This window comes from Micromonospora sp. NPDC005298 (genome assembly GCF_040607375.1).
In the GTDB taxonomy this organism is placed as follows: Bacteria; Actinomycetota; Actinomycetes; order Mycobacteriales; family Micromonosporaceae; genus Micromonospora.
Genome location: NZ_JBEXGP010000003.1, coordinates 58,565 through 85,524, shown reverse-complemented (window position 1 = coordinate 85,524; position 26,960 = coordinate 58,565). Strand labels below are relative to the sequence as shown.

Annotated in this window: 23 protein-coding genes and 1 pseudogene; 17 read left to right on the top strand and 7 right to left on the bottom strand. The window is 72.6% G+C overall.

Annotation, left to right across the window (positions count from 1 at the left end; all coding sequences use genetic code 11):
- Positions 1 to 35 precede the first annotated feature (35 nt).
- From ABZS77_RS09380 to ABZS77_RS09350, 7 genes are all read left to right on the top strand, one after another.
- Positions 36 to 1,235 carry a fused response regulator/phosphatase gene (locus ABZS77_RS09380; RefSeq protein ID WP_354819803.1) on the top strand — a complete coding sequence of 400 codons (1,200 nt, stop codon included), beginning with the start codon at positions 36 to 38 and terminating at the stop codon, positions 1,233 to 1,235.
- The gene (locus tag ABZS77_RS09375) at positions 1,232 to 2,953 is read left to right on the top strand and encodes an ATP-binding protein (protein WP_354819800.1); all 1,722 of its coding nucleotides are present in this window, start codon (positions 1,232 to 1,234) and stop codon (positions 2,951 to 2,953) included. The genes ABZS77_RS09380 and ABZS77_RS09375 overlap by 4 nt, the downstream gene beginning before the upstream one ends.
- Positions 2,950 to 3,402 (top strand): response regulator, encoded by a 453-nt coding sequence (locus ABZS77_RS09370; protein WP_354819797.1) that lies wholly within the window; start codon positions 2,950 to 2,952, stop codon positions 3,400 to 3,402. The genes ABZS77_RS09375 and ABZS77_RS09370 overlap by 4 nt, the downstream gene beginning before the upstream one ends.
- On the top strand, positions 3,395 to 4,204 hold the full coding sequence (locus tag ABZS77_RS09365) for an inositol monophosphatase family protein (RefSeq protein ID WP_354819794.1): 810 nt from the start codon (positions 3,395 to 3,397) through the stop codon (positions 4,202 to 4,204). The genes ABZS77_RS09370 and ABZS77_RS09365 overlap by 8 nt, the downstream gene beginning before the upstream one ends.
- A gap of 194 nt (positions 4,205 to 4,398) precedes the next feature.
- Positions 4,399 to 5,415 carry a hypothetical protein gene (locus ABZS77_RS09360; protein ID WP_354819791.1) on the top strand — a complete coding sequence of 339 codons (1,017 nt, stop codon included), beginning with the start codon at positions 4,399 to 4,401 and terminating at the stop codon, positions 5,413 to 5,415.
- A 36-nt stretch (positions 5,416 to 5,451) separates the two neighbouring features.
- Positions 5,452 to 7,014 carry a fused MFS/spermidine synthase gene (locus ABZS77_RS09355; protein WP_354819788.1) on the top strand — a complete coding sequence of 521 codons (1,563 nt, stop codon included), beginning with the start codon at positions 5,452 to 5,454 and terminating at the stop codon, positions 7,012 to 7,014.
- A 71-nt stretch (positions 7,015 to 7,085) separates the two neighbouring features.
- Complete coding sequence (locus tag ABZS77_RS09350; RefSeq protein ID WP_354819785.1) at positions 7,086 to 8,702, top strand: serine/threonine-protein kinase; 1,617 nt, start codon at positions 7,086 to 7,088, stop codon at positions 8,700 to 8,702.
- Between the two features lie 41 nt (positions 8,703 to 8,743).
- Here the strand turns inward: ABZS77_RS09350 and ABZS77_RS09345 are convergent, their stop codons facing one another.
- A complete protein-coding gene (locus ABZS77_RS09345) occupies positions 8,744 to 9,412 on the bottom strand; it encodes a TrkA family potassium uptake protein (RefSeq protein WP_354819782.1) in 669 nt (222 codons plus the stop codon).
- A 16-nt stretch (positions 9,413 to 9,428) separates the two neighbouring features.
- Positions 9,429 to 10,763, bottom strand: coding sequence for a potassium transporter TrkG (locus tag ABZS77_RS09340; RefSeq protein WP_354819779.1), 1,335 nt, complete (start codon positions 10,761 to 10,763; stop codon positions 9,429 to 9,431).
- A gap of 327 nt (positions 10,764 to 11,090) precedes the next feature.
- Between ABZS77_RS09340 and ABZS77_RS09335 the strand changes: the two genes are divergently transcribed.
- The 8 genes from ABZS77_RS09335 (at position 11,091) to ABZS77_RS09300 (ending at position 19,900) form a co-directional block, all read left to right on the top strand.
- Complete coding sequence (locus ABZS77_RS09335; RefSeq protein ID WP_354819776.1) at positions 11,091 to 12,290, top strand: substrate-binding domain-containing protein; 1,200 nt, start codon at positions 11,091 to 11,093, stop codon at positions 12,288 to 12,290.
- A gap of 2 nt (positions 12,291 to 12,292) precedes the next feature.
- On the top strand, positions 12,293 to 13,036 hold the full coding sequence (locus tag ABZS77_RS09330; protein WP_354819773.1) for an ABC transporter ATP-binding protein: 744 nt from the start codon (positions 12,293 to 12,295) through the stop codon (positions 13,034 to 13,036).
- Positions 13,036 to 13,758, top strand: coding sequence for an ABC transporter ATP-binding protein (locus ABZS77_RS09325; protein WP_234582437.1), 723 nt, complete (start codon positions 13,036 to 13,038; stop codon positions 13,756 to 13,758). Before ABZS77_RS09330 ends, ABZS77_RS09325 begins: the two co-directional genes overlap by 1 nt.
- Entirely contained in the window at positions 13,755 to 14,645 is an 891-nt protein-coding gene (locus ABZS77_RS09320) for a branched-chain amino acid ABC transporter permease (protein ID WP_354819770.1), read from the top strand. The genes ABZS77_RS09325 and ABZS77_RS09320 overlap by 4 nt, the downstream gene beginning before the upstream one ends.
- Positions 14,642 to 15,745, top strand: a complete 1,104-nt coding sequence (locus tag ABZS77_RS09315; protein ID WP_354819767.1) for a branched-chain amino acid ABC transporter permease — start codon at positions 14,642 to 14,644, stop codon at positions 15,743 to 15,745. Before ABZS77_RS09320 ends, ABZS77_RS09315 begins: the two co-directional genes overlap by 4 nt.
- A gap of 98 nt (positions 15,746 to 15,843) precedes the next feature.
- The gene (locus ABZS77_RS09310) at positions 15,844 to 16,590 is read left to right on the top strand and encodes an SDR family NAD(P)-dependent oxidoreductase (RefSeq protein ID WP_354819764.1); all 747 of its coding nucleotides are present in this window, start codon (positions 15,844 to 15,846) and stop codon (positions 16,588 to 16,590) included.
- A gap of 35 nt (positions 16,591 to 16,625) precedes the next feature.
- The gene (locus tag ABZS77_RS09305) at positions 16,626 to 18,821 is read left to right on the top strand and encodes a DEAD/DEAH box helicase (protein WP_354819761.1); all 2,196 of its coding nucleotides are present in this window, start codon (positions 16,626 to 16,628) and stop codon (positions 18,819 to 18,821) included.
- 149 nt (positions 18,822 to 18,970) lie between these two features.
- Complete coding sequence (locus ABZS77_RS09300) at positions 18,971 to 19,900, top strand: hypothetical protein (protein WP_354819758.1); 930 nt, start codon at positions 18,971 to 18,973, stop codon at positions 19,898 to 19,900.
- A gap of 10 nt (positions 19,901 to 19,910) precedes the next feature.
- On the opposite strand, the gene ABZS77_RS09295 is transcribed toward ABZS77_RS09300, so the two are convergent.
- Positions 19,911 to 20,327: a helix-turn-helix domain-containing protein gene (locus ABZS77_RS09295; protein ID WP_354819755.1), complete on the bottom strand. Its 417-nt coding sequence runs from the start codon at positions 20,325 to 20,327 to the stop codon at positions 19,911 to 19,913.
- Positions 20,328 to 20,575: 248 nt separating this feature from the next.
- Here ABZS77_RS09295 and ABZS77_RS09290 point away from each other — a divergent pair, with 248 nt between their 5' ends.
- The gene (locus ABZS77_RS09290) at positions 20,576 to 21,010 is read left to right on the top strand and encodes a hypothetical protein (RefSeq protein WP_354819752.1); all 435 of its coding nucleotides are present in this window, start codon (positions 20,576 to 20,578) and stop codon (positions 21,008 to 21,010) included.
- On the opposite strand, the gene ABZS77_RS09285 is transcribed toward ABZS77_RS09290, so the two are convergent.
- From ABZS77_RS09285 to ABZS77_RS09270, 4 genes are all read right to left on the bottom strand, one after another.
- The gene (locus ABZS77_RS09285) at positions 21,007 to 22,164 is read right to left on the bottom strand and encodes an SAM-dependent methyltransferase (protein ID WP_354819749.1); all 1,158 of its coding nucleotides are present in this window, start codon (positions 22,162 to 22,164) and stop codon (positions 21,007 to 21,009) included. The two genes, ABZS77_RS09290 and ABZS77_RS09285, sit on opposite strands and share 4 nt — an antisense overlap.
- Before the next feature lie 87 nt (positions 22,165 to 22,251).
- Complete coding sequence (locus tag ABZS77_RS09280; RefSeq protein WP_354819746.1) at positions 22,252 to 23,949, bottom strand: DEAD/DEAH box helicase; 1,698 nt, start codon at positions 23,947 to 23,949, stop codon at positions 22,252 to 22,254.
- A 531-nt stretch (positions 23,950 to 24,480) separates the two neighbouring features.
- Positions 24,481 to 24,708 (bottom strand): DUF3107 domain-containing protein, encoded by a 228-nt coding sequence (locus ABZS77_RS09275; protein ID WP_030329796.1) that lies wholly within the window; start codon positions 24,706 to 24,708, stop codon positions 24,481 to 24,483.
- Positions 24,709 to 24,772: 64 nt separating this feature from the next.
- On the bottom strand, positions 24,773 to 25,411 hold the full coding sequence (locus ABZS77_RS09270) for a TetR/AcrR family transcriptional regulator (RefSeq protein WP_354819743.1): 639 nt from the start codon (positions 25,409 to 25,411) through the stop codon (positions 24,773 to 24,775).
- Positions 25,412 to 25,560: 149 nt separating this feature from the next.
- On the opposite strand from ABZS77_RS09270, the pseudogene ABZS77_RS09265 reads away from it, so the two are divergent.
- Positions 25,561 to 26,960: pseudogene (locus tag ABZS77_RS09265) on the top strand (hypothetical protein); the annotation flags it as partial.

Here is a 26,960-nt window from a genome sequence, read left to right as displayed (position 1 = left end):
CGCACCGGGGACCCGGCCTGGCCGGTTCCCCAGTCGTGCCGTACCCGCACGGTGGCCTGGCGCGGCACGCCAACCTGCCGCCGGGCGAGCGGTTGCGGGTGCTGCTGGTGGAGGACGACGAGGGCGACGCGTTCCTCGTCGGTGAGCTGCTCGCCGAGACCAACTCGATGATCGAGCTGCTGGTCGCCACCAGCCTCAGCGAGGCGCGGCAGCGGATCACCGGCGTCGACTGCGTCCTGCTCGACCTGGGCCTGCCCGACGCGCAGGGGCTGGACGGGCTGCGTCAGGTGCTGGAGATGTCGAGCGGCGCGGCGGTGTGCGTGCTGACCGGCCGCTCGGACGAGCACCTGGGCATCGTGGCGGTCGCCGAGGGCGCACAGGACTACCTGGTCAAGGGCCAGGTGGACGGGGTGCTGCTGACCCGGGCGCTGCGCTACGCGGTGGAGCGCAAGCGGGCCGACGAGAACGCCCGCCGGCTGCGCGAGGTCGAGCTGCGTCAGGCCGAGTCGGCCCGCCTCGAACGCGGCCTGCTGCCCCAGCCACTGATGACGACGGACCAGGTGGCGGTGCACACCTTCTACCGGCCCGGCCGGCACGCGGCGCTGATCGGCGGGGACTTCTTCGACGTGGTGCAGACCCGTCCGGACCGTCTCTACCTGATCGTCGGGGACGTCTGCGGCCACGGCGTGGACGAGGCCGCTCTCGGCGTCGAGCTGCGGGTGGCCTGGCGGGCGCTGGTGCTCGCCGGGGTGCCCGACGACGAGGTGCTGCCCGCGCTGGAGCAGGTGCTGATGAGTGAGCGCCGACTCCAGGAGATCTTCGCGACGGTGGCGACCACCCGACTTGACCTGGACGCCAACCGGGCCACCGTCCGCCTCGCCGGACATCCGCCGCCGCTGCTGCTCTCCGGCGGCCGGGTCGTCCCGGTGCCCGCGCCCGGCGGCCTGCTGCTGGGCGTACGACCCCGCCGGCCGATCGCCTACGACCTGGAGTTCGACACCGATGACTGGTCCCTGCTGATGTACACCGACGGCCTCATCGAGGGGCGGGTGGGCGCGGGCAACGAACGCCTCGACGTGCCCGGTCTGAGCGGGCTGCTCGACGAGCCGGCCAACCGTGAGGTGTCCCTGCCCGAGCTGCCGGCCTGGCTGGTCGGCCGGGCCGAGCAGATCAACGGTGGCCCGCTCGCCGACGACGTGGCCATGCTGCTGGTCAGCCGCGGTGGTGGCCGGTGAAGCCGGTGAGCGGCGGGTGGAGTCTGCGCCGCCGGGTCATCAGCCTGCTCACCGTCGTGGGTGTGCTGCTGATCGGCCTGGCTGTCGCGGAGGCGGCGATGGCCGCCCGCAACCGCACACAGATCGACGCCGTCCTGAACCAGACCGGCCCGCTGCGGGTGCAGTCGCAGGAGCTGCTCAACGCGCTGCTCGACCAGGAGACGGCGGTCCGCGGGTACGCGGTCAGCGGCAAGCCGGCCGACCTGGCTCCGTACCGGGAGGGTCTGGAGCAGGAGAAGGCCGTCATGGCCTCGATGCGGACACTGATCGGGGACTATCCGCAGATCGGCCGGGAACTCCAGATCGTCCAGGAGCGCGTCGAGCAGTGGCGGCGGTCCGTTGCGGAGCCGGTGATCACCACGACCGAGCGCAGTGGCACCCGCGCCGGCCAGGCGTTGGTCACCGACCGGGCGCGCCAGCAGTTCGACGAGGTCCGCACGTCGGTGTCCAGCCTCCAGGACGAGATCCTGGACGCCCGCCAGCAGTCCGCCGCAGCCGTCCGCAGCAGCAGCAACGTGCTGGTCGTCCTGTTGATCGTGGCGGCGCTGGTGGTGGTCGTGGCCGGCACGGTCCTGCTGCTCTCGCTGGACCGGATGGTGATCCGGCCCCTGACCGGGCTGGCGACCCAGGTCCGCGAGGTCGCCGAGGGCGACTACCAGCACCGCATCGCCACCGTCGGCCCGCCGGAGTTCATCCGGCTCGGCGACGACGTGGACGCGATGCGCCAGAAGATCGCCTCCGACCTGGCCGAGGTGCGCCAGGCCCGCGAACGCATCGAGTGGGTCAACAGCCAGCTCCAGAAGCAGGCCGAGGAGTTGACCCGATCCAACCGTGACCTGGAGCAGTTCGCGTACGTGGCCTCGCACGACCTCCAGGAGCCGCTGCGTAAGGTGGCCAGCTTCTGCCAGCTGCTCCAGCGCCGCTACGCCGGGCAGCTCGACGAGCGGGCCGACCAGTACATCGCGTTCGCGGTCGACGGCGCGCAGCGGATGCAGCGCCTGATCAACGACCTGCTGGCGTTCTCCCGCATCGGCCGGCTCACCACCGGCTTCACCGAGGTCGATCTGAACAAGGTGCTCGGTGAGGTGGCCGGTCAGACCGAGGCCGCCCGGCAGTACGCGGACGCGGAGCTGACCTGGACCGACATGCCGGTGATCCGTGGCGAGGAGCCCCTGCTCACCAACCTGCTGGCCAACCTGGTCAGCAACTCGATCAAGTTCCGCCGTGCGGACGTGCCGCCGACGGTGCACGTGTCGGCCCGGCTGGTCGGCGCCGAGTGGGAGATCACCTGCCAGGACAACGGCATCGGGATCGAGCCGGAGTTCGCCGACAAGATCTTCGTGATCTTCCAGCGGCTGCACTCGAAGGACGCGTACCCGGGCACCGGCATCGGGTTGGCCATCGTCAAGAAGATCGTGGAATACCACGGTGGCCGGGTCTGGGTGGACACCGACGTGCCGGAGGGCACCGCGATCCGGTTCACCCTGCCGGCGCTCCCCGAGGACGTCGAGGCCGCCGCCACCGCCGACTCGCCGGAGCAGTCGCAGCCCTCCGGGCCGGACGACGCGACGACCCCGGCCGAGGCGCCGGAGCAGTCCGCCGACCCGGACCGGCCGGACCGGGCCGACGCAGCTCCGGAAAGCGGTAGAACGGGTGACATGAGGGAGACGGTGGGATGACCGCGCCAGCGGACGGCAAGAGCCCGATCGAGGTCCTGCTCGTCGAGGACGATCCGGGTGACGTGTTGATGACCCAGGAGGCGTTCGAGGAGCACAAGCTCCGCAACCGGCTGACCGTCGTGTCCGACGGCACGGAGGCGCTCGCGTACCTGCGGCAGGAGGGCCAGTACGCCGACGTGGTGACGCCCGACCTGATCCTGCTCGACCTCAACCTGCCCCGCCGGGACGGCCGGGAGGTGCTGGAAGAGATCAAGAAGGACGAGCAGCTGCGTCGCATCCCCGTGGTGGTGCTCACCACCTCGCAGGCCGACGAGGACATCCTGCGCAGCTACCAGCTGCACGCCAACGCCTACGTGACCAAGCCGGTGGACTTCGAACGCTTCATCTCGGTGGTCCGCCAGATCGACGAGTTCTTCGTCAGCGTGGTCAAGTTGCCGCCGCGTGGCTGACACCCTGCTCGACGACGTCGGCGACCTGCTCCGCGAGGCCGCCGACCAGGTCGTGCTGCCGCTGTTCCGCAAACTCGACGACGCCGACGTGTCGGAGAAGGCGCCGGGGGAGGTCGTCACCGTCGCCGACCGCCGGGCCGAGGAGCTGATCTCGGCGCGACTGCGGGACCTGCGTCCCGGGTCGATCGTGGTGGGCGAGGAGGGTGTCGCCGACGATCCGGGGCTGCTGCGGCACCTGCGTGACGGCGGGGACGTGTGGCTCGTCGACCCGGTCGACGGCACCGCCAACTTCGCCGCCGGTCGCCGGCCGTTCGCCCTGATGGTGGCGCTGCTGACCGACGGGCGGCCGACCGCCGGCTGGATCCTCGACCCGTTGGCCGAGACGCTGGCCTCGGGCTGGGCCGACGACGGCGCCCTGCTCAACGGCCAGCCGGTGGACAACGAGGGTCAGGTGCCGTCGCTGGGTGAGCTGCGCGGGGCCGCGATGACCCGGTTCCTGCCGCCGGAGGCCCGGGACCGTGTGCGCGCGGGCGGCCGGCGACTCGGCGAGCTGCTGCCCGGGCAGCACTGCGCGGGCCGGGAGTACCTGGACATCCTCACCGGTGAGCAGCAGTTCACCCTCTTCTGGCGCACCCTGCCCTGGGACCACGCCCCGGGGGCGCTGCTCGTGCGTGCCGCCGGTGGGGTCGCCCGCCGGTTCGACGGGGTCGACTACCACCCCGCCGACGAGGGTCGCGGTCTGCTCGTCGCGGCGAACGAGCAGGTCTGGGCCGAGGTGCACGAGGCCCTCCTCAGCGCCTGATCCGCGCACTGCGCGACGGGTTCGGGACACTCCGTCGACATCGGGCCGTCCGAGGGTCGGGGGGATGGTCACCGGCTGGCGTTCCGGTATCGTGACCGGCGGTCTCCGCCAGCAGGCCGCCGACCGGCGCCGGCGGAGACGCCGCCGCACAGTGGTTTCACCCGGGGGCCGGCGGTCGACGGAAGGACGCTTTCGTGCCCAGGACCAGGCTCAGCCAGCGGCGCGTTCGCCGCGCTCTGCTCGCCGCGCTCGCCGCCGTCACGCTGGTGCTCGTCGGCGGCGCCGTTCCCGCGTACGCGGAACCCGACGAGGGCGGCACCAAGAAGCTGCGGGACGCGTTGGAGTTGACCGCCAGGGGCCACATCGAGGCCAAGAACAAACTGGACAACTCCAAGCGTCGGCAGACGGCGCTGACCGGCGAGCTGAAGTCCGTCGAGGGTCGGCTTGTCGGGCTCACCGCCCAGGTCGGTGAGGTGGCCGCGCAGTCGTACCGGGCCGGTCGGCTCACCCCGGCGTCGATGCTGCTGAACACCGCCACGCCGCAGGCCTTCCTGCAACGGGCCGCCGACCTCGACCTGATGGCACAGCGGGACAGCAAGCGGCTGCGCAATCTCGTCGACGCCCAGGCGGAGGCCCAGCAGGCCAAGCTCGCCATCGACGCCGAGGTACGCGAGCAGCAGAAGCAACTGGCCGTGATGGCGAAGAAGAAGAAGGAAGCCGAGGCGGCCCTCGCCGAGGTCAGCTCGGGCACCAGCGGCGGTTTCAGCGGCGGCAGTTCCGCCTCCGCGAAGCCGGCGCCGCGTAACTCCGACGGGTCGTGGCCGTCCGAGTCCTGCTCGGTGAAGGACCCGACCACCTCCGGCTGCATCACCCCGCGCACCCTCAACGCCCTCAAGCAGACCCAGGCGGCCGGCTACAAGCGGCACGTCTCCTGCAAGCGTGAGGGCGGCGGCGGCGAACACCCGAAGGGGCGGGCCTGCGACTTCTCCGCCGCCACCAACGGCTTCGAGGACCGCAACGCGACAGGCGGTGACAAGGCGTACGGCGACAGCCTGGCCGCCTGGCACGTCCGCAACGCCGACCGGCTCGGTGTGCTCTACGTGATCTGGTACCGGCAGATCTGGCACCCGGGCACGGGTTGGCGCGCGTACAGCGGCAGCGGCAGTCCCGCCGCCAGCCACACGAACCATGTTCATCTCTCGATGTACTGACCCGAAGCACCAGCTTCGCTGCGTACCATCGCGACGATGAGCTCCCCACCGTCCGACGTCGCGGCTCCGCAGGCCTCCCCGGCGGCGCCCGCCCCGGTCACCGGTCGTGCGCTGCCCAACGGCCTGGCCGCGTTCCTGGTCTTCTTCTCCAGCGGCGCGGTGCTGGTGTTGGAGACCGTCGCGCTGCGCCTGGTCGGCCCGTACGTCGGGGTGACACTCCAGGTGACCAGTTCGGTGATCGGCATCGCGTTGGCGGCCATCGCGTACGGCGCGTGGTCCGGCGGCTGGCTGGCCGACCGGCGGGACCCGCGCGGCCTGCTGGCGCCGGCGCTGGTGCTGGCCGGCATCGCCACCGCGATCACCCTGCCCGTCGTCAGGTACGCCGGTGAGGTGCTGCGCGGCGGAGCGGCAAGCGCCATCCTGCTGCTCGTCGCGTTGGCCGTGTTCGTGCCTGCCGCGCTGCTCGCCGCCGTCACCCCGCTTGTCGTGAAACTCCAGCTCGCCGACCTGCGCCGCACCGGCCAGGTCGTCGGCCGGCTGTCCGGCATCGGCACCCTGGGCGGCATCACCGCCACCCTGCTCACCGGCTTCGTGCTGGTCGCCGCGCTGCGCAGCACGGTCATCCTGCTGGCGTTGGCGGTCTCGCTCGGCCTGGTCGGTATCGGTCTCGGCTGGTACCTGCGCCGGCAGGCGCCCACCGACCTGCCCGGGCCGGCCCGCACCCGCGCCGCGCTGGCCGTGCTCGGCCTGGTCGGTGCGGGACTGAGCACCGTCGCCCCGAACCCGTGCGACATCGAGACGGCGTACCACTGTGCCAGCGTGACGACCGACCCCGCCCGGTCCAGCGGCCGGACGCTGCTGCTCAACTCCGCCCAGCACTCGTACGTGGACCTGAACGACCCCAGCCACCTGGAGTACGCGTACACGAAGTGGATCGGCGCGGTCGCCGACGTGGTCGCGCCGGCCGGGCAGCGGTTGGACGCCCTGCACCTGGGCGGCGGCGGTTTCACCGTGCCGCGGTACCTGACCGCGACCCGACCGGGCACCGACAACGTCGTCTTCGAGATCGACGGCGGGCTGATCGAGTTGGGCGAGCGCGAACTGGGCGTACGCCCCGGCCCGGACCTGCGGGCGGTGGTGGGCGACGCCAGGATGCTCGTCGCCGGCGAGTCCACGGACAGCCGTGACCTGGTGGTCGGTGACGCGTTCGGGCACCTGGTGGTGCCGTGGCACCTGTCCACCCGGGAGATGGCCGCCGAGATCCGCCGGGTGACCCGCCCGGGCGGGGTGTACGCGCAGAACGTCATCGACTATCCGCCGCTGCGGTTCATCCGCGCCGAGCTGGCGACGGTGGCCGCCGAGTTCACGCACGTCGCGTTGATCGCCCCACCGGAGGCGCTCGCCGAGGAGCAGGGCTCCAACTTCCTGATCGTCGCCTCCGACGCCCCGCTGCCGCTCGACGCGGTCCGCAACCGGTTGGGCGAGACCGACCCGAAGGTCAGTCTGCTCTCCGGCGCGGACCTCACCGACTTCGTCGGATCGGCGCTGGTGCTGACCGACGACTACGCCCCGGTGGACCAGTTGCTGGCGACCGCCTGATCGGGTGACATCCCTGACCGATTCCGATCGTCGAGGTGTAGGTGCCCTCCGGGCGGGCAAATACGGCCACCATGGGTGGTGGGGACCGGAACGGCGCGCAACTCCTCGATGAGCGGTACCGGCTCGTCGAGCAGCTCGGCGCGGGCGGCATGTCGGTGGTCTGGCGCGGCTACGACGAGGTGCTCGGACGCCAGGTCGCCGTGAAGGTCCTGGCGTCCCGGCTGGCCAGCGACCGGGCGTTCCGGCACCGGATCCGCGTGGAGGCGCAGGCCGCCGCGCGGCTCTGCCACCCCAACATCACCAACGTGTACGACTACGGCGAGTCCGAGCAGGTCGGCCTGACGGTGCCGTACGTCGTGATGGAACTGGTCGACGGCACCTCACTCGCCAACCGGCTGGGCCGCGAGGTGACCCTTCCGTGGCGGGAGGCGGTGACGATCGGCGCCGAGGTCAGCTCCGCGCTGTCCACCGCGCACGCCCGTGGTGTGGTGCACCGCGACGTCACCCCGGGCAACGTCATGCTCACCTCGACCGGCGTCAAGGTCGTCGACTTCGGCATCTCCGCGCTGGTGGGGGAGAGCGAGAAGGGGCCGGACGGCGCGCTGCTCGGCACACCCGCGTACCTCGCCCCGGAGCGGCTGGACAACGGCCAGGTCTCCCCGGCCACCGACGTGTACGCCGTGGGACTGCTGCTCTACCGGATGCTCACCGGCCGGCTGCCGTGGCAGGCCAGCACGACCACGCAGATGCTGCGCGCGCACATGTACAACGACCCGGACCCGATGCCACCGGCGCCCGGCCTGCCGGACGAGGTGACCGACCTGGTGCGGCGGTGCCTGGCGAAGAAGCCCGCCGACCGGCCGACGACCGCCGAGCTGGCCCGGACCCTCGCCGAGGCGGCCGGGATGCTGGCGGCCGTTCCGGTGTCACCGGCCGCCGGGCCACTGGACCCGGCCGTGCTGGCCAGCGCGGGCACCACCATCCTGCCCTGGTCGGCGGCGACCGACGCGTTGCCGCTGTCCCGTACCCGTAACCGCACCCGCCGGGAGCACCGGCGTCGGCGGCGGGTGGAGGCCGGGGTGGCCGCCGTCGGCCTCATCGCCGTCACCGGCGCGATGTGGGGGTTCACCTCGCGCAGCCCGGCCAGCGGCGAGGACCGGCCGACCACCGAGGCCCGGATGGGCCTGCCGAAGACGGTGCCCTGCGAGGTGGCGTACGCGCTGCGGACCGACTCGGGCAAGGACTTCGCCGCCGAGCTGACCCTGACCAACAAGGGCGACCAGGAGTTGCGGGACTGGACGATGAGCTTCACCTTCCCCGGCCAGCAGGCGGTGACCAGGGCGGAACCGACGTCGGTGCAGCAGCAGGGGAACACCGTGCTGGTCCGACCGGCCGCCCAGCGCACCACTCTCGCGCCTGGCGCGGCCGAGAAGGTCACCCTGACCGGGACGTACAGCGGGGCGAACCCGCTCCCGGTGGAGTTCCGGGTCGGCGACAGCACCTGCGGGGTACGAGTCTCCGGGGTGGCCGGCAGCGCGCCGTCCACCGCGCCGGCGACCAAGGCGGCCACCGCGAAGACCCCACCGAAGACCACCACGAAGGCCGGGCCGAAGGCTCCCACTCCACCGAAGGCGGCGAAGGGCCCGAAGAAGCCGGGCAAGGGGCCCGGTGGTCCGGGAAAAGGGTGAAGGCCCCTGAGGGGCACGGTGGTGGCCCTCGGCGGTGACGTTCAGCGTCGTCCCGCGAACCGCTGTACCTGGTCGATCCCACCCTCCACCACCAGCACCCCACCCCGCGCCAGCGCGGTGTCGTCCGAGGCGTACCGGAAGCGCTCACCCGGCGCCTTCGCGCCGATCACCCGGACCCCGTAACGCTCGTCCGGGCTCAGGTCGAGCAGGGTCCGACCGACCAGCGACTCCGGCACCCGGATGGTGGCGATGGCGAAGTCGTCGTCGAACTCGATGAAGTCGAGCAGCCGACTGACGATCAGGTGTGCGACCCGGTCGCCCGTCTCCGCCTCCGGGAAGATCACGTGGTGGGCGCCCACCGACGACAGGATCTTGGCGTGCTTCTGCGACGTGGCGCGGGCCCAGATCTGCGGCAGACCCAGCTCGGTCAACGCCAGTACGGTCAGCACGCTCGCCTCCACCGAAGCCCCGATGGCCACCACCGCCCGTTCGAAGCTGGCCACGCCGAGTTGGCGCAGCGCCCCGTCCTCCGTCGAGTCGGCCTGGACGACCCGTTCGAGCTGGGTCGAGAAGCGCTGCACCTGATCCGGGTTGCGGTCGACGGCCAGCACCTCGCGGCCCATCCGGGTGAGTGACCCGGCCAGGTGGCAGCCGAACCGACCCAACCCGATCACCACGACGCCGCCGCCGTCCGATCGTCTCGCCGACACCCCGACCTCCTCGCGACTAGCCGACAATTGGTTGTTCCTGCGGATAGCGGTAGAGCCTGCGCCTGGTGTTCAGGGCGATCGCCGACCCGAGGGTGAGCGGCCCGACCCGGCCGATGAACATCAGCACGGTCAGCACCAGTTGGCCGCTGGCCGGCAGCTCGCCGGCCAGACCGACGGTCAGCCCGGTGGTGCTGAACGCGGACGTGACCTCGAACAGGGCCGCGACGAAGCGCACGCCCTCGGTGAGCAGCAGCAGGAGCATCGTCCCGGCGGTGACCAGCGCGACGCTGAGCAGGGCCACGGTGAGGGCCTGCCGCTGGCTGGCGGTGGCCACCCGACGGTGTCCGACCGTCACGTCGGGCTCGCCGCGCAGCTCGGCCCAGATGGTGAACGCCAGCAGGAAGAACGTGGAAACCTTGATGCCGCCGGCCGTGCTGGCGCTGCCGCCGCCGATGAACATCAGCACGATCAGCAGCGGGTAGCTCTCCTCCTGGAGGTCGGCGATGTTCAGCACGCTGAAGCCACCGGTACGGCTCAACGCGATCTGGGTGAACGACGCGAGCGCCTTGCCCCCGGTGCCGTACGACCCGATGGTGCCGACGTTGGTCCACTCGGCGGCGAGCAGGCCGAGGAAGCCGAGCAGCAGCAGGGCCGCGCTGCCCCAGATGGTCAGCTTGGTGGCCACCGCCCATCCGGCCGGCTTGCGCCACTCCCGGACGGCCTCGAACAGGGCGGGGAACCCGAGCCCGCCGACGATGGCACCGAACGCCAGCGGCAGCGACACCCACGGATCGCGGTCGAAGGCCAGCAGACCGTCGCTGTAGAGCGCGAAGCCGCCGTTGTTGAACGCCTGGACGGCGTGGAAGACCCCCGACCAGAGCGCCCGCCCCGGCGTGTAGTCGTACGCCCAGTGGAGCCGGCCGGCGACCAGGGCTGTCATCACCGCCTCGCAGGCGAAGACGGTCACCGCGATCCGGCGCAGCAGCCGGGCCACGTCACCGATGCCGAACTCCGCCGTCTCGGCCTGCACCAGCAGCCGGTTGCGCAGGCCGAGTTGACGCGACACCACGAGGATGACGAGCGCTGCGGCAGTGAGGATGCCGAGACCGCCGAGCTGGGTGAGCAGGGTGATCACCAGTAGACCCCAGCCGGACCAGTAGTTCGGGGTGTCGGTGATCGCCATTCCGGTCACCGACACCGCCGACGTGGCGGTGAACAGCGCGGTGACCAGGGGCGGTCGCTGATGCTGGACGGTGGCCCAGCGCGCCATCAGCAGTCCGGTGCCGAGCAGGATCGGCACCAGGAACCCCAGCGGCACCAGCCGCACGGGGTTGCGGAGAAACCGGCGCACCAGACAATCTTCCTTTTCCGTACGGACGTCCGAGCGGGAACGCCCATTCCGGAGGTTCACCCGCCCCGGCCGATCACGGACGGTCTGCTGTAGCGATCTCGATGCCGGGGCGGGCTGACGCCGGATGGCGGGGGGCGACACACCGGTCGAGTGACCCGTGGGGGCGGGGGCCATCGAAGGTGTGGGCTCCCGGGGCGTGACGCGGTCCGTTGTAACCTCCGGCCACCTCGTTCCTGTTACTTGTGTGTTTCTGCCACATAGCCCGTGGGTGACGTCACTTCTAGCGTGATCCGACAACACAGCATCCTGTCCTCACCTGGAGTCGCGATGACGGTCCGGCACACGCGGCGGGCGTTCCTCTCCGCCGCCACGATGATGGCCGCGGCGCTCGCCGCCACGGCCTGTGGTAGCCCGCAGGACACCGCCACCGGCGGCGGCGACAGCGCCGCGCCGGTGAAGGTCGGCCTGGTGTACTCCCAGTCGGGAGCCCTGGCCAGCTACGGAAAGCAGTACATCGAGGGGTTCAAGGCGGGGTTGGACTTCGCCACCAAGGGCACCGGCAAGGTCGGTGACCGGAAGATCGAGCTCACCGAGGTCGACGACGCGGGCGACCCGGCCAAGGCGGTCTCCGCGGCGAAGGACCTGATCGGCAAGGGCACGAAGATCATCGCTGGGTCCACCGCCTCCGGCGTGGCACTCCAGGTCGCGCCGATCGCGGCGCAGAACAAGGTCCTGTTCATCTCCGGGCCCGCCGCCACGGACGCGGTGACCGGTGCGAACAAGTACACGTTCCGTTCCGGTCGGCAGTCGTACCAGGACGTGGTGACCGCCAAGTCGTTCATCGGCGACCCCACCGGCAAGAAGGTCGTGGTCTTCGCCCAGGACGGTGCGTTCGGCGACGCCAACGAGGGCGCCGTCAAGGCCGTCATCGGCAGCGCGGGTGCCACCGTGAGCAGCGTCCGGGCGCCGGCCAGCGCCACCGAGTTCACGCCGTTCGCCAGCCAGATCAAGGCGGCCAAGCCGGACCTGCTCTTCGTGGCGTGGGCGGGCACCACCGCCCCGGCGATGTGGCAGACCCTCGACCAGCAGGGCGTGCTCTCGTCCACCACTGTCGTCACCGGACTGGACATCCGCGCCTCCTGGCCGACCTTCGGCGCGGCCGGCGCGAAGATCTCGTTCCTCTCGCACTACTTCGACGGGGCCAGCGACACCGAGGCCAGCAAGGCGCTCAAGGCGAAGGTCAACACCATCGACCTGTTCCACCCGGACGGCTTCGCCGCCGCCCAGATGGTGGTCCGCGCGGCGCAGGAGGGTGGGGACGACGTCGACAAGATGGTCACCGCCCTGGAGGACTGGAGCTTCGACGGGGTCAAGGGCAAGATGACCATCCGTGCCGCGGACCACGCGCTGCTCCAGCCGATGTTCCAGGCCAAGCTGACCGGCAGCGGCACCGCCTTCACGGCGACCGCGCAGAAGAGCCTCACCGGTGACGAGACCGCGCCGCCGGCCGTGGCCATGAAGGGCTGACCATGCTCGCCACCCGCGGTCTGACCTGGCGGATCGGTGAGGTCGCCATCGTCGACAGCGTCTACCTCGACCTGGCGCCCGGGGAGTTCCTGGGCGTGATCGGGCCGAACGGCGCCGGCAAGACCTCACTGTTCAACCTGATCACCGGCCTGCGCCGGGCCACGGAGGGCCGGATCACCCTGGACGGGCAGGACATCGGGGCGCTCCCGCCGCACCGGCGGGCCCGCCTCGGACTGGGCCGTACCTTCCAGGCATCCTCGGTCTTCGGCTCGCTCAGCGTGCGGGAGAACGTCCGGCTCGCCGTGCAGGCGCACCGCGGGGGCTCGATGGCACTGTGGCGGCGGGCGGCGGCCGACCGGGAGGTGGCCGCCGCCGCCGACGCGGCGCTCGACCGGGTCGGCCTCGCCCACCGGGGTACGGCGCTCGCCGGCACCCTGGCGCACGGCGAGAAACGCAAACTGGAGATCGCCCTGCTGCTCGCCGGTGAACCACGCGTGATGCTGCTGGACGAGCCGATGGCCGGTGTCAGCGCCGAGGACGTACCCGAACTGGTCGCCGTCATCAAGTCGCTGACCGGTGACAGCGGCCGGGCGGTGCTGATGGTCGAACACCACATGGACGTCATCCTGGAGCTGGCCGACCGGATCGCCGTCATGCACCACGGCGCGCTGCTGGCCTGCGACACCCCGGAGACGGTGATGGCCAACCCCACGGTGCAAGAGGCCTATCTGGGGGAGCAGCTCTGATGGAACCGATCCTCACTGTGGAGGACCTGTCGGTCCGGATCTCCGGGCTGCACATCCTCCAGGGGGTGTCCTTCACGGTCGCCCCGACCGGCGTGACCGTCCTGCTCGGCCGCAACGGCGTCGGCAAGACCACCACGCTGCGCGCGATCGTCGGCCTCACCCCGCCCGCCGGGGAGGTCCGCGGCACCATCCGGATGGGCGCGCAGAGTCTGCTGGCGCGGCCGACGCACCGGCTGGTCCGTGGCGGGCTCGGCTACGTACCCGAGGACCGGTGTGTGTTCGCCGGCCTCACCGTCGCGGAGAACCTGCGGCTCGCCGAGCGGCGCGGCACCACCCCGGCGTACGACAAGGTCTTCGCGCTCTTTCCGGAGCTGGACCGGCGCGGACGGCAACGGGCGGGTTCGCTCTCCGGTGGGCAGCAGCAGATGCTCGCGATCGGACGGGTGCTGCTCAACGACAACCGGCTGCTGCTGGTCGACGAGCCGACCAAGGGGTTGGCGCCGAAGGTGGTGACCGAGGTGGCCGAGGTGTTGGAACGGGTCGCGGAGTCGGTGCCGGTGCTGCTCGTCGAGCAGAACCTGGCGGTGGTCCGCCGGCTCGCCAGGGACGCGGTGGTGCTCTCCGCCGGCCGGGTCGCCTGGACCGGAAACGCGCAGGACCTGCTGCTGGAGACGGCGCTGACGAAGTCGCTGCTGGGTGTGGGCGCGGAGGTCAGGGCATGAGCACGGTGATCCTGTTGACGCTGACCGGCCTGGGTCTGGCGGCGCTGTACTTCCTGGTCGCGTCCGGCCTGTCCCTGGTCTTCGGCCTGGCCGACGTGCTGAACTTCGCGCACGGGCTGTTCCTCGGCGTCGGCGCGTACGGCACCTGGTGGGCGGCGGGCAACCTGCCGGGTGCCGGCTCGGACGGGTTCGGCTTCGTGGTCGCGGTCGCCTTCGGGGTGGCCGCCGGCACGCTCGTGGCGATCCTGGTGGAGCTGGTGCTGATCCGCCCCCTGTACTCCCGCACCATCGAGCAGGTGCTGGTCACCGTCGGCCTGTCGCTGGCCGGGGTGGCGTTGCTCCAGGCCACCTGGGGTGCGGACGCCCGGCCGTTCCCGCGCCCCGACTGGACCCGGCAGGTGACCGGGATCCTCGGCGCGCAGGTGCCAAACGGCGGCCTGCTGCTGATCATCGCGGCGGTGCTGGTGCTCGGCGCGATCCTGGCGTTCCTGCGCTGGACCCGGTACGGCCTGGTGATCCGCGCCGGGGTGGAGAACCGGGAGATGGTCACCGCGCTCGGCATCGACGTGCGCAAGGCGTTCACCCTGGTCTTCGCGATCGGTGGGGCGGCCGCCGCGCTCGCCGGGGCGCTCGGCGGGGTCTACTTCGGCACCGTCTCGCCCGGTCAGGGCAGCTCACTGCTGATCTTCGCGTTCATCGTGGTGGTGATCGGCGGGATGGGCTCGGTCGTCGGCTCCGCGTACGCGGCGGTCGTGGTCGGGCTGGTGCAACAGTTCGTCAACTACTACGGCACGTCCGGGCTGGGCGACATCTGCGTTGTCGGGCTGCTGGCCGTGGTGCTGCTGCTGCGCCCGCAGGGCATCGCCGGAAAGGTGGCAACGGCATGACGGTGATCGACGCGCCTCCCGCGCAGGTGCCCGACGAGCTGACCCCGCAGCGGGGGCGGTGGCACCGGGTACGCCCCTTCCTGCCGCTCGTCGCGCTGGCCGTGCTGGCGATCCTGCCGTACTCGACGATGTCCCTGCCGGGGATCTTCGAGGGGCCGGTCAACTCACCCGGCACCCTGCAACTGCTCGCCATCTGCCTGATCTTCGGCGGGCTCGCGGCCGGGTACGACCTGCTCTTCGGCCGGACCGGGATGCTCTCCTTCGGGCACGCGCTCTACTTCGCGGCGGGCGTGTACGGCACCGACGTCCTCATCACCCGGGCCGGTCTGCCACTGTGGCAGGCGGCGCTGCTGACGATCACCGGCGGGACGATCCTCGCCGCGCTGCTCGGTGCGGTGGCGCTGCGGACCGTGGGCATCGCGTTCGCCATGGTCACCCTGGCGTTCGCCCAGGTCGGGGCGATCCTGGTGGCTCGGGACTTCGGCGGGCTGACCGGCGGCGAGGAGGGCCTGCCGCTTGACGTGTCCGGGCTGCCCGCCGGGCTGGTGGGGGTGACCAACACGGTCAACCTGTACTGGCTGGCCCTGGCGTACCTGACGCTCGTGGTCTTCGTGGTGCACCGGGTGAGCGGGTCGCCGACCGGTCGTGTGCTCGCCGGGCTGCGCGACGACGAGCGGCGGATCGGGGTGCTGGGGCTGGACCCGTACCGCTACAAGCTTGTGGCGTTCACCCTGGCCGGCGGGTTGGCGTCGGCGGGCGGTGTGGTCTACGTCCTGATCGTCGGTGGCGCGTCGCCGCACATCACCTCGTCCGAGCTGACCCTGTCGCTGCTGGTCATGGTGGTGCTCGGTGGGCCGGGCACCCGGTGGGGGCCGGTGCTCGGCGGCGTCCTCTACATGTACCTGGACCACCGGCTCACCGCGTTCGGCGCCAGCGACGCGGTGGACAACCTGCCGGCCGTCCTCAGCCACCCGCTGAGCCAGCCCCTGTTCGTCCTGGGCACGGTCTTCATCCTGGCCGTCTACTTCTTCCCAGGAGGTCTCACCAGCCTGGCCCCCCGCCTGTCCCACCTGACCCGCTCCCTCCGCCCGCGCCGGTGACGCCGGCCCCGTCGATCATGAAGTTATGCCACGACACGCCGTGGCGGATGGCGTTAACTTCATGATCGACGGGGTTCTGCGTCTGGGGAGGCCGGGAGATGGATTCGCGGGTTGCGGTTGTCAGCGGGGGCGGGACCGGGATCGGGACCGCCGTGGCGGAGGCGCTCGTTCGGGACGGGTACGACGTTCTGATCGTCGGACGGCGGGCGGACGTGCTGTCGGCCGCCGCCGAGCGGATCTCCGCTGAGTGTGGTCGGGACGACCGCGTCTCCGCCGTGGCCGCGGACCTGACCGACCCGGAGCAGCTCGACTCGGTCCTCGCGGCCGTCGGTGACCGGCAGGTCGACGTGGTGGTCAACAACGCCGGCGGCTACCTGGGCGGGGATACCGGCACGCTGGTCGGGACCGCCGCACACTGGCGGGCCAACCTGGACGCCAACGTGCTGACCGCCGTACTGCTGACCGAGGCTCTGCGGCCGGCGCTGCGTCGACCCGGCGGGCGGGTGATCCTGATCAGCTCGATCGCGGCCCAGCGCGGCGGCGGCGGAGCGTACTCGGCGGCGAAGGCGGCCCTGCACGGCTGGGCGTACGACCTGGCAGCGCAGCTCGGCCCGGAGCAGATCACGGTGAACGTGGTGAGCCCCGGTTACGTCGCCGAGACCGAGTTCTTCGGCGACCGGATGACCGCCGAGGGGCACGCGAAGCGGGTGGCGGCGACCCTGGTCGGACGGGCCGGGCTACCAGGCGACATCGCCGAGGCGGTCCGCTATCTCGCCAGCCCGGGTGCCGGTTACGTCACCGGCCAGGTCCTCGGCGTGAACGGAGGCTCCGTCCTCGGCCGCTGACCGGGGATGACGGACGGCGCTGGTAGACATGTCGGGTGGAGACAGCGGAGCGGGCAGGGGTACGGGAGCGGGCCGAGGCGGTGCTGCGCCGGCTGGCGGGTGACCACGCCCGGCTGCGTGAGGACCAGTGGCGGGCCATCGAGGCGCTCGTCGTCGACCGGCGGCGGGTGCTCTGCGTCCAGCGGACCGGTTGGGGCAAGTCGGCGGTCTACTTCGTGGCCACCGCGCTGCTGCGCGACAGCGACCAGGCCGGGCAGGCCGGGCAGACGGGCCAGGCCGGGCAGGCGGGCCAGGCCGGGCAGGTTGGGCAGGGCGGGCAGGCTGGGCCGACGGTCATCGTCTCGCCGCTGCTGGCGTTGATGCGTAACCAGGTCGAGGCGGCGGCCCGGGCCGGCATCCGGGCCCGCACGATCAACTCGGCGAACCTCGACGAGTGGGACGAGATCACCGCCGAGATCCAGACCGGCGCGGTGGACGTCCTGCTGATCAGCCCGGAACGCCTCAACAATCCGGACTTCCGCGACGGTGTCCTGCCGAAGCTCGCCGCGACCACCGGCCTGCTGGTGGTCGACGAGGCGCACTGCGTCTCCGACTGGGGGCACGACTTCCGGCCCGACTACCGGCGGCTGCGCACGTTCCTGGCCGAGCTGCCCGAGCGCACGCCCGTGCTGGCCACCACAGCCACCGCCAACTCCCGGGTCACCCAGGACGTGGCGGAGCAGTTGGGCGACGCCCTCGTCCTGCGCGGCACGCTGGACCGCGAGTCGCTGCGTCTCGGCGTCCTCGACCTGCCCAGCCCGGCGCACCGGCTGGCCTGGCTCGCCGACCACCTGGACCAGCTGCCCGGCTCGGGCATCGTCTACACGCTGACCGTCGCGGCGGCGGGGGAGACGGCCGAGTTCCTGCGCTCCCGGGGCTACCCGGTGGCGTCGTACACCGGGCAGGTCGAGGACGCCGACCGGCGGGCCGCCGAACAGGACCTGCTCGACAACAAGATCAAGGCGTTGGTGGCGACCAGCGCGCTCGGCATGGGTTTCGACAAGCCTGACCTGGGCTTCGTCGTGCACCTCGGCGCGCCGCCGTCGCCGATCGCGTACTACCAGCAGGTCGGTCGCGCGGGCCGCGCCGTCGAGCACGCCGAGGTGCTGCTCCTGCCCGGTGCGGAGGACGCCGCCATCTGGCGCTACTTCGCCTCGCTGGCCTTCCCGCCGCAGGAGCAGGTCCGGGCCGTACTGGCCGCCCTGCACACCGACCGCCCGCTCTCCACCCAGGCCCTCGAACCGCTCGTCGACCTGCGCCGGGCCCGCCTGGAGCTGATGCTCAAGGTGCTCGACGTGGACGGCGCGGTCCGCCGGGTGCGCGGTGGTTGGCTCGCCACCGGCGAGCCCTGGGTCTACGACGAGGCCCGGTTGCGCCGCGTCGCCGAGGCACGCACCGTCGAGCAGCAGGCCATGCGGGAGTACGCGACCACGACCGACTGCCGGATGCGGTATCTACGGGAACGCCTGGACGACACCGGGGCCACCGACTGCGGCAGGTGCGACAGGTGCGCCGATCCGCTCTTCGCCGCCGACGTGTCGACGGCCGCGCTCGCCGCCGCGCAGACCTTCCTGGGCCGCCCCGGCGTGGAGATCGCTCCGAAGAAGCTCTGGCCGACCGGGTTGGACGCGGTGGGCGTACCCCTGAAGGGCCGGATCCCGCCCGCGGAGCAGGCGTTGCCGGGCCGTGCGGTCGGGCGGCTCTCCGACCTGGGCTGGGGTGGCCGGCTGCGTGACCTGGTCGGCCCGGAGGCACCCGACGCGCCGGTGCCCGACGACGTGGCCGCCGCCGTGGTGGAGGTGTTGAAGGCGTGGGCGCACGGCGACGACCCGTGGCCGCGCCGCCCGGCGGCGGTGGTCGCGGTCGGTTCCCGACGGCGGCCCCGACTGGTCGGGTCGCTGGCCGAGCGGATCGCCGCCGTGGGCCGGCTGCCGTTGCTCGGCGAGGTCGTCCCGACCGGTCCGGGCGGCGCCGGCGGGGCGCGCGGCAACAGCGCCCAACGGGTACGCGCGCTGCACGACGCCTTCACCGTGCCGACCGATCTGGCCGACGCGCTGGCCGGGCTGGACGGTCCGGTGCTGCTCGTCGACGACCTGGTCGACTCGGGCTGGACGATGACGATGGTGACCAGGGCTCTGCGCCGGGCCGGCGCACCCGACGTGCTTCCGCTGGCCCTCGCCGTGGCCGGCTGAGGGTGCCGGGTCGGAAAGTTCCCGGACGCGGCGGATTGCGACGGTCGCCACGCCGTCCGGGCGTCGTCCGGGGGCGGCCGGGTGCGGCGGTACCGTGGGCGGCATGACCGATCAGCACCCCGTCAGCGGCCGCACACTGGACGTGGGCGGTGCCTGACCAGGTCTCCGCCGCACCGGACCGCAGCACCCTGCGGCTGGCCCTGGTGGTCGGCGGTCTGGTGCTCGCGGTGCTGCTCGGCTTCGGCCTCGGCCGGATGAACACCGGCACCACCACCGGCGCCGGCGGCCCGTCACTGGCCGCCGAGCACACCGACCCGCCCGGCACCGCCCCGCACAACCACGGTGCCGTCGTGGGCGGCGACCAGGGCGCGGGCGTCGAGCCGGGCGGCCTGTCGGTCAGCGCGGCGGGCTACACGCTGGCCCCGGTGGCCACCGAGTTCCCGTCCGGTCGGGCGGGGGAGTTCCGCTTCCAGGTACGGGACGCGCAGCGGCGGCCGGTGACCCGCTTCGCCGTCGTCCACGACAAGCCGATGCACCTCATCGTCGTACGGCGGGACCTGACCGGATACCAGCACCTGCACCCGAGCATGGCGGCGGACGGCACCTGGTCGGTGCCGCTGACCCTCGCCGGGGCCGGGGTCTGGCGGGCGTACGCCGACTTCACGGTGGTCGCCGACAACGGCGGGCAGACCGCGGTGACCCTCGGCGTGGACCTCGCCGCGCCTGGCGACTACCGGCCCCGTCCGCTGCCTGAGGCGGCCACCTCGACGACAGTTGACGGGTTCACCGTCGGCTACCAGGGCTCGGCGCAGGTCGGTGCCACCGTGCCGCTGACCTTCCGGATCGACGGCGCGGCGGGCGCGGCACCGCTGGAGCGTTACCTCGGGGCGTACGGGCACCTGGTGGCGCTGCGCGAGGGCGACCTCGGCTACCTGCACGTGCACCCGGAGCCGGAGCTGGTGGACGGGCAGGTGCGGTTCTGGCTGACCATCCCGGGCCCCGGCAGCTACCGCCTCTTCCTGGACTTCCAGGTGAACGCCGAGGTCCACACCGCCGAGTTCACGCTGACCGTCCCCTGACCCCGGGGGCTCAGCCGGCGCGGCGGATGGGGCGGCGGGCCAGGTAGCGGAGGAGGTCGCGGATGTGGTGCTTCTCCTCGGCCGGGACACCGGGGTCGGCCAGCCGTTCGAGGATCGCCCGGACGTCGGCCTCGACCGGGCCGTCGTCGCTGCGGCGGCGGGGACTCGGGCCGGCGTCGGGCAGACCGAGCGCCCGGAACGCGGCAGCCACCGGCAGGTCGAGTGCCGCGCAGAAGCCCCGTACTTTGGCCAATTCGGGATAGTCCTGCCAATCTCCGGCCAGCCAGCGGAACACCGTCGAGCGGCCCACGCCCGTGTGCGAGGCAAGATCGGTCACGGTCCACCCGCGTTCGTCGCGGGCGTCGTCGATCGCCCGCCTGACGAAGCGGGCGAACGCCATCTGCGGCGAAACCTCTGCGGAACCCATCCCTGCGGGTCTTCCCTCCCGGCCGGAACAGTGGGCGGTGCGCCTTTCGAGGGTAGTACGCCAGGGGCCGGAAACAATTGACTGACCGCACAATCTGTCCCGTGGACGGGACTGATCCTGCGGCCGTATCGACGAACATGCGGAACCGACGAGCAGGAACCATCGCCGCCCATCAACTAAGCTCTGCTCCCGGCGTAACGTCCGTCCCCGTCCGCCGTGTCCCGCAGCACCGCTGAGGAGCAGCCATCATGGCCGAACCGAGCCGTCCGCGGCCGTACCAGCCCGGTGCGGTGAGCCTCTTCTTCGTCGCCACCACAGGTGTGTTCGCCGCCGGGTTCTGGAGCTGGCTGCTGGTCCTGGTGCTGCGCAGCTATGCGGCGACCGGGGTGGAGGTGCTGGCGGCCACCGGCGCGGTCACCGCCAGCCTGGTCGGGGTGGTGCTCGGCGTACGGCTGGCCCTGCAGCGCAACGCCAGCGTCCGACACGCCGAGATGAAGAGACTGCTCGTCGACATCTCCTGGAACGCCTTCGTGGCCGTCGGCAACGCCGAGGGCGTGGGCAAGGTCGTGCCCTTCCCCACCGGTACGGGGAACAAGGACTGGATCTCCCAGCGGTCCGGCTCGGAGCGGTTGTCGACCCGCGACCGCCTCGGACGGGACCGGGGCGGCGACCGCCTCCGCTAGGGCCGCGCCTCGTCGGCGGACAGTAGGGTCTCCAACCGGGGCGTGACCTGCCACTGGTCGACCAGTTCGCGGTACTCCGCGCGCTGCGCGTCGGTCGGGCCGGTGCCCGTCCGGCGGGCCCGGATCAGCAGGTTGCGTGGCGTGTGCTGCGAGTCGACGAACTCCACCACCTCGGCCCGGTACCCGTGCACCCGCAGCAGACCGGCCCGCAACGCGTCGGTCAACACGTCGGCGAAGCGTTCCCGCAGGATGCCCTGCCGGGTCAGCAGCTCGTACGGGGCCGGGGCCGGGTGGGCGCGGAGCTGCTTCGCCAGGTCGTGGTGGCAGCACGGCGCGGCCAGCACCCAGCGGGCCTCCCAGCGCACCGCGCGGGCCAGCGCCTCGTCCGTGGCGGTGTCACAGGCGTGCAGGGCCAGCACCAGGTCGGGTGCGGGATCGACGACGGCGTCGGCGATCGTGCCGGCCACGAAACTGACCCGCTCGGCCCAGCCCAGGCGCTGCGCCAGCTCGGTGTTACGCCGCCGCTGGTCCTCCCGGACGTCCACGCCGACCAGGTCGACGTCCAGCCCCCGGCCGGTCAGGTAGCGGTAGGCGGCGAAGGTCAGGTACGCGTTGCCGCAGCCCAGGTCGACCACCCGCAGCGGACCGGTCAGGTCGTCGGGCAGGGTCGCGGCGAGGGCCCGCAGGAACGCGTCGACCTGGCGACGCTTGGCCGCCGAGCCGCCGATCTCGGCGAAGATCTCGTCGCCCGGGTCGAGCAGGTACTCCTTCGCCCGGTCGTTCCCGGCCGGCGTCGCCGCCGGTCGGGCCGTCGCGGCGCGGTGCACCTGCGCCTCGCCGGACTTGGTGACCCGCAGTTGGAGCGTCGCGTCGGCCGTCTCCACGTGCCAGTTACCGAACGGCTCGGCCAGCAGCTCGTCGACCGCCACGGCGGCCTCCGGACCGGGGGCGACGTTACGGGTGTACGGGCGCGCGCCGTCGGAGGTGGCGATCTGAATCCGCGGCCCGGCCTTGAGTGTCACCGGCCGCAGCTCGGCCCGGACCACGGTGGGGCGACGCCCCCGGCGACGGCCGGCGGCCACCGCCCGGGTCAGCGCGGGGTCGAGCAGCAGTGCCCGGACTTCGGTCAGGGCGGCGTCCAGTGGTTCCGGCATCGTTCCATCTTCGGCAGGAGGGGCGGGAAGGGAAACATCCCCCGAACCGCGCTCGGCGGTGCGGGGGATGTCGGGTGTCGCTGTGGGTCAGTCCGCGGTCGCCTCGGCCGGCGTACCCGCGCCGGAACCACCACCACGACGGCGCCGGCGGCGACGCGGCTTCGACGGCTCACCGTCGGCGGCTGCGGCGGCCGGCTCGGACGGACCGGCCTCGGCGGAGATCACCGCGGTGGGCTCGCCCACGACCGTCTCGCCGGCCCGGCGGCGACGCCGGCGACGCGGGGTACGGGTGCCCTCCTCGGCGATGCCCTCCTCGGCGGGTGCCTCGGCGGCGACCGGCGCGGCCGCGTCGGAGCGGTCCCGACGGCCGTCGCCCCGGCCACGGCGCTCGCCCCGACCCTCGCCGCCACGGCTGTCACCGCGCCGGGGGCCACGGCCGCCGCTGTCGCCGCGGCGGGAGCGCGTGGTGCCGCCCAGGTCCTCCTCGATCTCGGCGGACAGCCCGGCCCTGGTGCGCTCGGCGGTGGGCAGCGTGCCGCTGACCTCGGAGGAGATGTGCAGGTCGGTGTAGAGGTGCGGGGACGTGTGGTACGTCTCCGGCGGCTCCGGCATCTCCAGACCGAGGGTCTTGTCGATGATGCGCCAGCGCGGCATGTCGTCCCAGTCGACGAAGGTCACCGCGACACCGGTCGCCCCGGCCCGGCCGGTACGACCGATCCGGTGGGTGTACGTGTCCTGGTCTTCCGGGCAGTCGTAGTTGATGACGTGGGTGACGCCCGTGACGTCGAGCCCCCGGGCCGCCACGTCGGTGGCGACCAGGATGTCGATCTTGCCGGCGCGGAACGCCCGCAGCGCCCGCTCCCGGGCGCCCTGGCCCAGGTCGCCGTGCACCGCGGCGACCGCGAACCCACGGAAGTCGAGGTCCTCGGCGACCCGGTCGGCGGCCCGCTTGGTACGGGTGAAGATCATGGTCAGCCCGCGACCCTCCGCCTGGAGGATGCGCGCCACCACCTCGACCTTGTTCATCGAGTGGGTGCGGTAGACCAGCTGCTCGGTCTGCGGCGACGGCCCGGTCTCGGCGGTGTGCCCGGCGTGGATCGTCATCGGCTGGCGCAGGAAACGCCGCGACAGGGTGACGATCGGATCCGGCATGGTGGCCGAGAAGAGCATGGTCTGCCGGTCCTCCGGCAGCATCGCCAGGATCTTCTCGACGTCGTCGAGGAAGCCCAGGTCGAGCATCCGGTCGGCCTCGTCGAGGACCAGCGCGTGGACGCGGTCCAGGCGCAGGTGCTTCTGCTTCTGCAGGTCCATCAGTCGCCCGGGCGTGCCGACCAGGATCTCGACGCCCTTGCGCAGCGCCTCGATCTGCGGCTCGTACGCCACGCCGCCGTAGATCGGCAGCACCCGCACGCCCCGCGTACGGCCGGCGGCGGCGAGGTCCTTGGCGACCTGGATGCCGAGCTCGCGGGTGGGGACGACGACAAGCGCCTGCGGTACGCCGTCGCTGCCCTCGCCGGGCGCGAACACCCGGTCGAGCAGCGGTACGCCGAAGCCGAGGGTCTTGCCGGTGCCGGTGGGCGCCTGGCCGATCAGGTCGACGCCGCGCAGCGCGATCGGGATCGCGTACTCCTGGATCGCGAAGGCGCGGGTGATGCCTGCCGCGGCCAGCGCCTCGACGGTCTCTTCACGGGCGCCGAGCGCGGCGAAGGTGGGGGCCTCCGGTCGAACCGGGGCGGTGGGGGCCAGCTCCTGGCCGTCCATCAGGTCTTGAGTCAGATCGCTCATGTGGATGTGGGGGTGCCCTCTCGTGGGTGCGCCCGTCATGTCCTCAGGGCGCGTTCGGTATGACGCGGGCCACACGGTCGGCGGCAGACTGCCGAGCCGGACCGGGCCGCACGCGCGCCGCGGGCTGAACGTCGATCAGATCGGCGCCCACGGCAACTGCTCCATGCTACCTGAACAGGCAAGCTCACGTCCCGATTCCCGGTCGGCCAGCCGCCACGCGGGGGCGGCAAATGTGTGCTGCGTCACAGATCGTCAACGCCTGGACGGGGCTCGACCGGGGGCTGGTGTTCGACGACTCCCGGAAACCTGGAGATCCGGGGCGGCCACGGTTGCTCTCAACATGGGCCTGCTGGCGCCGCCGGGCGGGCCGCGCTCACCTCGCTGACCGGGCGGGACGACCGGTCGACGTACCTGGGCTGTTTCGGGAGGCTGACCACCGCGCGGATGGACGCGGCCGGCCTCGACAACTGAGTCGCGGCTCCGGCCCGCGGCAGGTACGACAGCGCCGACCTGCCGCGACGGCCGGACCGGTCAGCGGACGGTGAAACCGACCGCGCGCGGCGACGCCTCGGCGATCTCGACGTACGCGACCTTCTCGACCGGCACGATCACCCGCCGGCCCTTCTCGTCGGTCAGGGAGAGCGTGCCGCCGTTGCCGGCGAAGGCGTCGGTCACGATCTGCTCGATCTCGGCCGGCGACTGCGCGCTGTCCAGAACCAGCTCGCGCGGCGCGTACTGCACGCCGATCTTGACCTCCACTGTGCCTCCTCAACTGGGGCGAAAGAACCGCCAGGCGAAGGCTATCCGATCACGGGGTCGGTGGTCAGGCTGACTCACCTTGCAGCGGGAAGCTGGCGATGCCCCGCCAGGACAGCGCCGCCACCAACGCCTCCGCCTCGGCCTTCGGCACCTGACGGCCGCCGGCCAGCCAGAACTGGGCCGCCGTCTCCGCCGCGCCGACCAGCCCGGAGGCGAGCAGCTCCGCGTGCGCCCGGCTCACGCCGGTGTCCGAGATGATCGTGTCGGTGATCGCCGCGATGCAGCCCCGCTCGACCCGCTCGACCCGCTGCCGGACCGCCGGATCGTTGCGCAGGTCCGATTCGAAGACGAGACGGAACGCCTCGCTCTCGTGGTCGACGAAGTCGAAGTACGCCCGCACCGACGCGCCGACACGCTCCTTGTTGTCGATCGTGCCGCGCATCGCGTCCTGCACCTTGGCGACGATGGCGTCACAGTGCGTGTCCAACAGGGCCAGGTAGAGGTCCATCTTCCCGGGAAAGTGTTGGTAGAGGACGGGCTTGGAGACCCCCGCCCGTTCGGCGATGTCGTCCATCGCCGCGGCGTGGTAGCCCTGCGCGACGAACACCTCCTGCGCCGCCGCGAGCAGCTGCTTACGGCGCGCCGACCGGGGCAGACGGGTGGGTCGGCCAGCGGTCTGTGCGCCACTCCCCGCAGCGGTCATGGGATCCTCCGAGTTCTCCGTACGAGCCGGCATTTTCCCCCCAGACCGGGCGAGGCCCGTGACCCTCGATGTGGAAATGGCCCGCCGCTGTAACTTATCGCCACTGTCGCCACACGGTAGCCTCAGCGGGGGCGACCAAGGAGCGCGCGGTGAGTGAAACAGGGCAACCCGGAGCCGCCACCCCGGGAGAGCACGATGACGGAACGGGTCAGCACGACGACCCGAGCCGTTCCGGCGGCGGGTGGGCGCCCCCGTCGGGCGGGTGGTCCCGGGCCGCCGAGCACGCGGACGACCCCGAGCCGCCGGCACGGTGGCAGCCGGACCCGGCTGTCGGGTGGCGTACGTCATCCGCGCGGCACGGCGACCTGCCACCGCCGGTGGTCGGGCTGCCCGACGGACCCGAGGCGCCGGCCCGGGTCAACGGCCAGCACACCAACGGCGTCCGACACGCCGGCGCCGAGACCAACGGCGTCCACCACCCCGGGCTCGACGCGTCGGCGGCCCGTCCCGCGCCGGTCAGCGCGCCGCCCGGCGACGACCGGCCCGCCCCGAGCGGCGACCGGCTGGTCGTGCCCGCCCAACGACCCGCACCCCCGCCGCCGGCCGTCCAGGTGCCACCGGTGGGCACCGCCGCCTCGGGTTTCGAGGTCCCGCCCGGCTTCCACGCGCCGAGCGCCGACCGGCTGACCGCCGACGACCCGTCCGCCGCGCCCCGCGACTGGCGCAACCCGCTCCCGGCGGAGGCGTCCGCCGACACCGGACGCACTCCGGAGCGGCCCACCGACGAAGGCGCCGACCAGCCCCGCACCGCCGAGGGCTCCCGTGCCGTAGACGCGCCCCGGGCCGGGGAGTCGTCGGCGATCGAACCGGACTGGTCCGGGCCGAACTGGAACCGCCCGAGCTGGGGCAGCGGCTGGGCGCCACCGTGGTCCAGACAGGATGACGAGCCCGCCGGCCGCCAGGGCCGGGACGAGTCCACGCCGGGCCGGGTCGCCGAACCGGTCCGCGCCGAGCCGCCCCGCGCGTACGACGTCGACCGGGACGGGCCCGACACCGAGCTGGCACCCGAGCGCCCGTCCTGGGCCGGTGAACGTCCGGCGGTGACCCCGGTCAGCGCGCCGAAGGAGCGTCCGTCCTGGGCCGCTCCGGCCCCGAGCGTCACCCCGCCGGTCGACCGGCTGCCGCGCGCCACCGACTCTGAACCGGTGCCGACCAGTGGGCCGCCCGCGCCCGGGGGGAGCGCGCCTCCGGCCGTCGAGCGGCCGTCCTGGGCCGACGGCGCCACCCCGGTCAGCGCCCCACCGTCCCGTCCGTCGTGGGCCGGTCCGGCCCCGACCAGTGGTGGGCCGTCGCGTCCGTCGTGGGCGGGTGGTGTGGATGCGGCGCCGACCAGTGGTGGGCCGTCACGCCCGTCGTGGGCTGGTGGCGCGGACGTGACTCCGACCAGTGGCGCCCCGTCACGCCCGTCGTGGGCTGGTGGCGCGGACGTGACTCCGACCAGTGGCGCCCCGTCACGCCCGTCGTGGGCTGGTGGCGCGGACGTGACTCC

Bases quoted from the DNA above. Each gene is read 5' to 3' on its own strand.
- ABZS77_RS09315 (WP_354819767.1), top strand. From the start codon at position 14,642: ATGACGGTGATCGACGCGCCTCCCGCGCAGGTGCCCGACGAGCTGACC.
- ABZS77_RS09355 (WP_354819788.1), top strand. From the start codon at position 5,452: ATGAGCTCCCCACCGTCCGACGTCGCGGCTCCGCAGGCCTCCCCGGCG.
- ABZS77_RS09350 (WP_354819785.1), top strand. From the start codon at position 7,086: ATGGGTGGTGGGGACCGGAACGGCGCGCAACTCCTCGATGAGCGGTAC.
- ABZS77_RS09330 (WP_354819773.1), top strand. From the start codon at position 12,293: ATGCTCGCCACCCGCGGTCTGACCTGGCGGATCGGTGAGGTCGCCATC.
- ABZS77_RS09320 (WP_354819770.1), top strand. From the start codon at position 13,755: ATGAGCACGGTGATCCTGTTGACGCTGACCGGCCTGGGTCTGGCGGCG.
- ABZS77_RS09295 (WP_354819755.1), bottom strand. From the start codon at position 20,327: ATGGGTTCCGCAGAGGTTTCGCCGCAGATGGCGTTCGCCCGCTTCGTC.
- ABZS77_RS09310 (WP_354819764.1), top strand. From the start codon at position 15,844: ATGGATTCGCGGGTTGCGGTTGTCAGCGGGGGCGGGACCGGGATCGGG.
- ABZS77_RS09270 (WP_354819743.1), bottom strand. From the start codon at position 25,411: ATGACCGCTGCGGGGAGTGGCGCACAGACCGCTGGCCGACCCACCCGT.
- ABZS77_RS09290 (WP_354819752.1), top strand. From the start codon at position 20,576: ATGGCCGAACCGAGCCGTCCGCGGCCGTACCAGCCCGGTGCGGTGAGC.
- ABZS77_RS09335 (WP_354819776.1), top strand. From the start codon at position 11,091: ATGACGGTCCGGCACACGCGGCGGGCGTTCCTCTCCGCCGCCACGATG.
- ABZS77_RS09325 (WP_234582437.1), top strand. From the start codon at position 13,036: ATGGAACCGATCCTCACTGTGGAGGACCTGTCGGTCCGGATCTCCGGG.
- ABZS77_RS09370 (WP_354819797.1), top strand. From the start codon at position 2,950: ATGACCGCGCCAGCGGACGGCAAGAGCCCGATCGAGGTCCTGCTCGTC.
- ABZS77_RS09280 (WP_354819746.1), bottom strand. From the start codon at position 23,949: ATGAGCGATCTGACTCAAGACCTGATGGACGGCCAGGAGCTGGCCCCC.
- ABZS77_RS09285 (WP_354819749.1), bottom strand. From the start codon at position 22,164: ATGCCGGAACCACTGGACGCCGCCCTGACCGAAGTCCGGGCACTGCTG.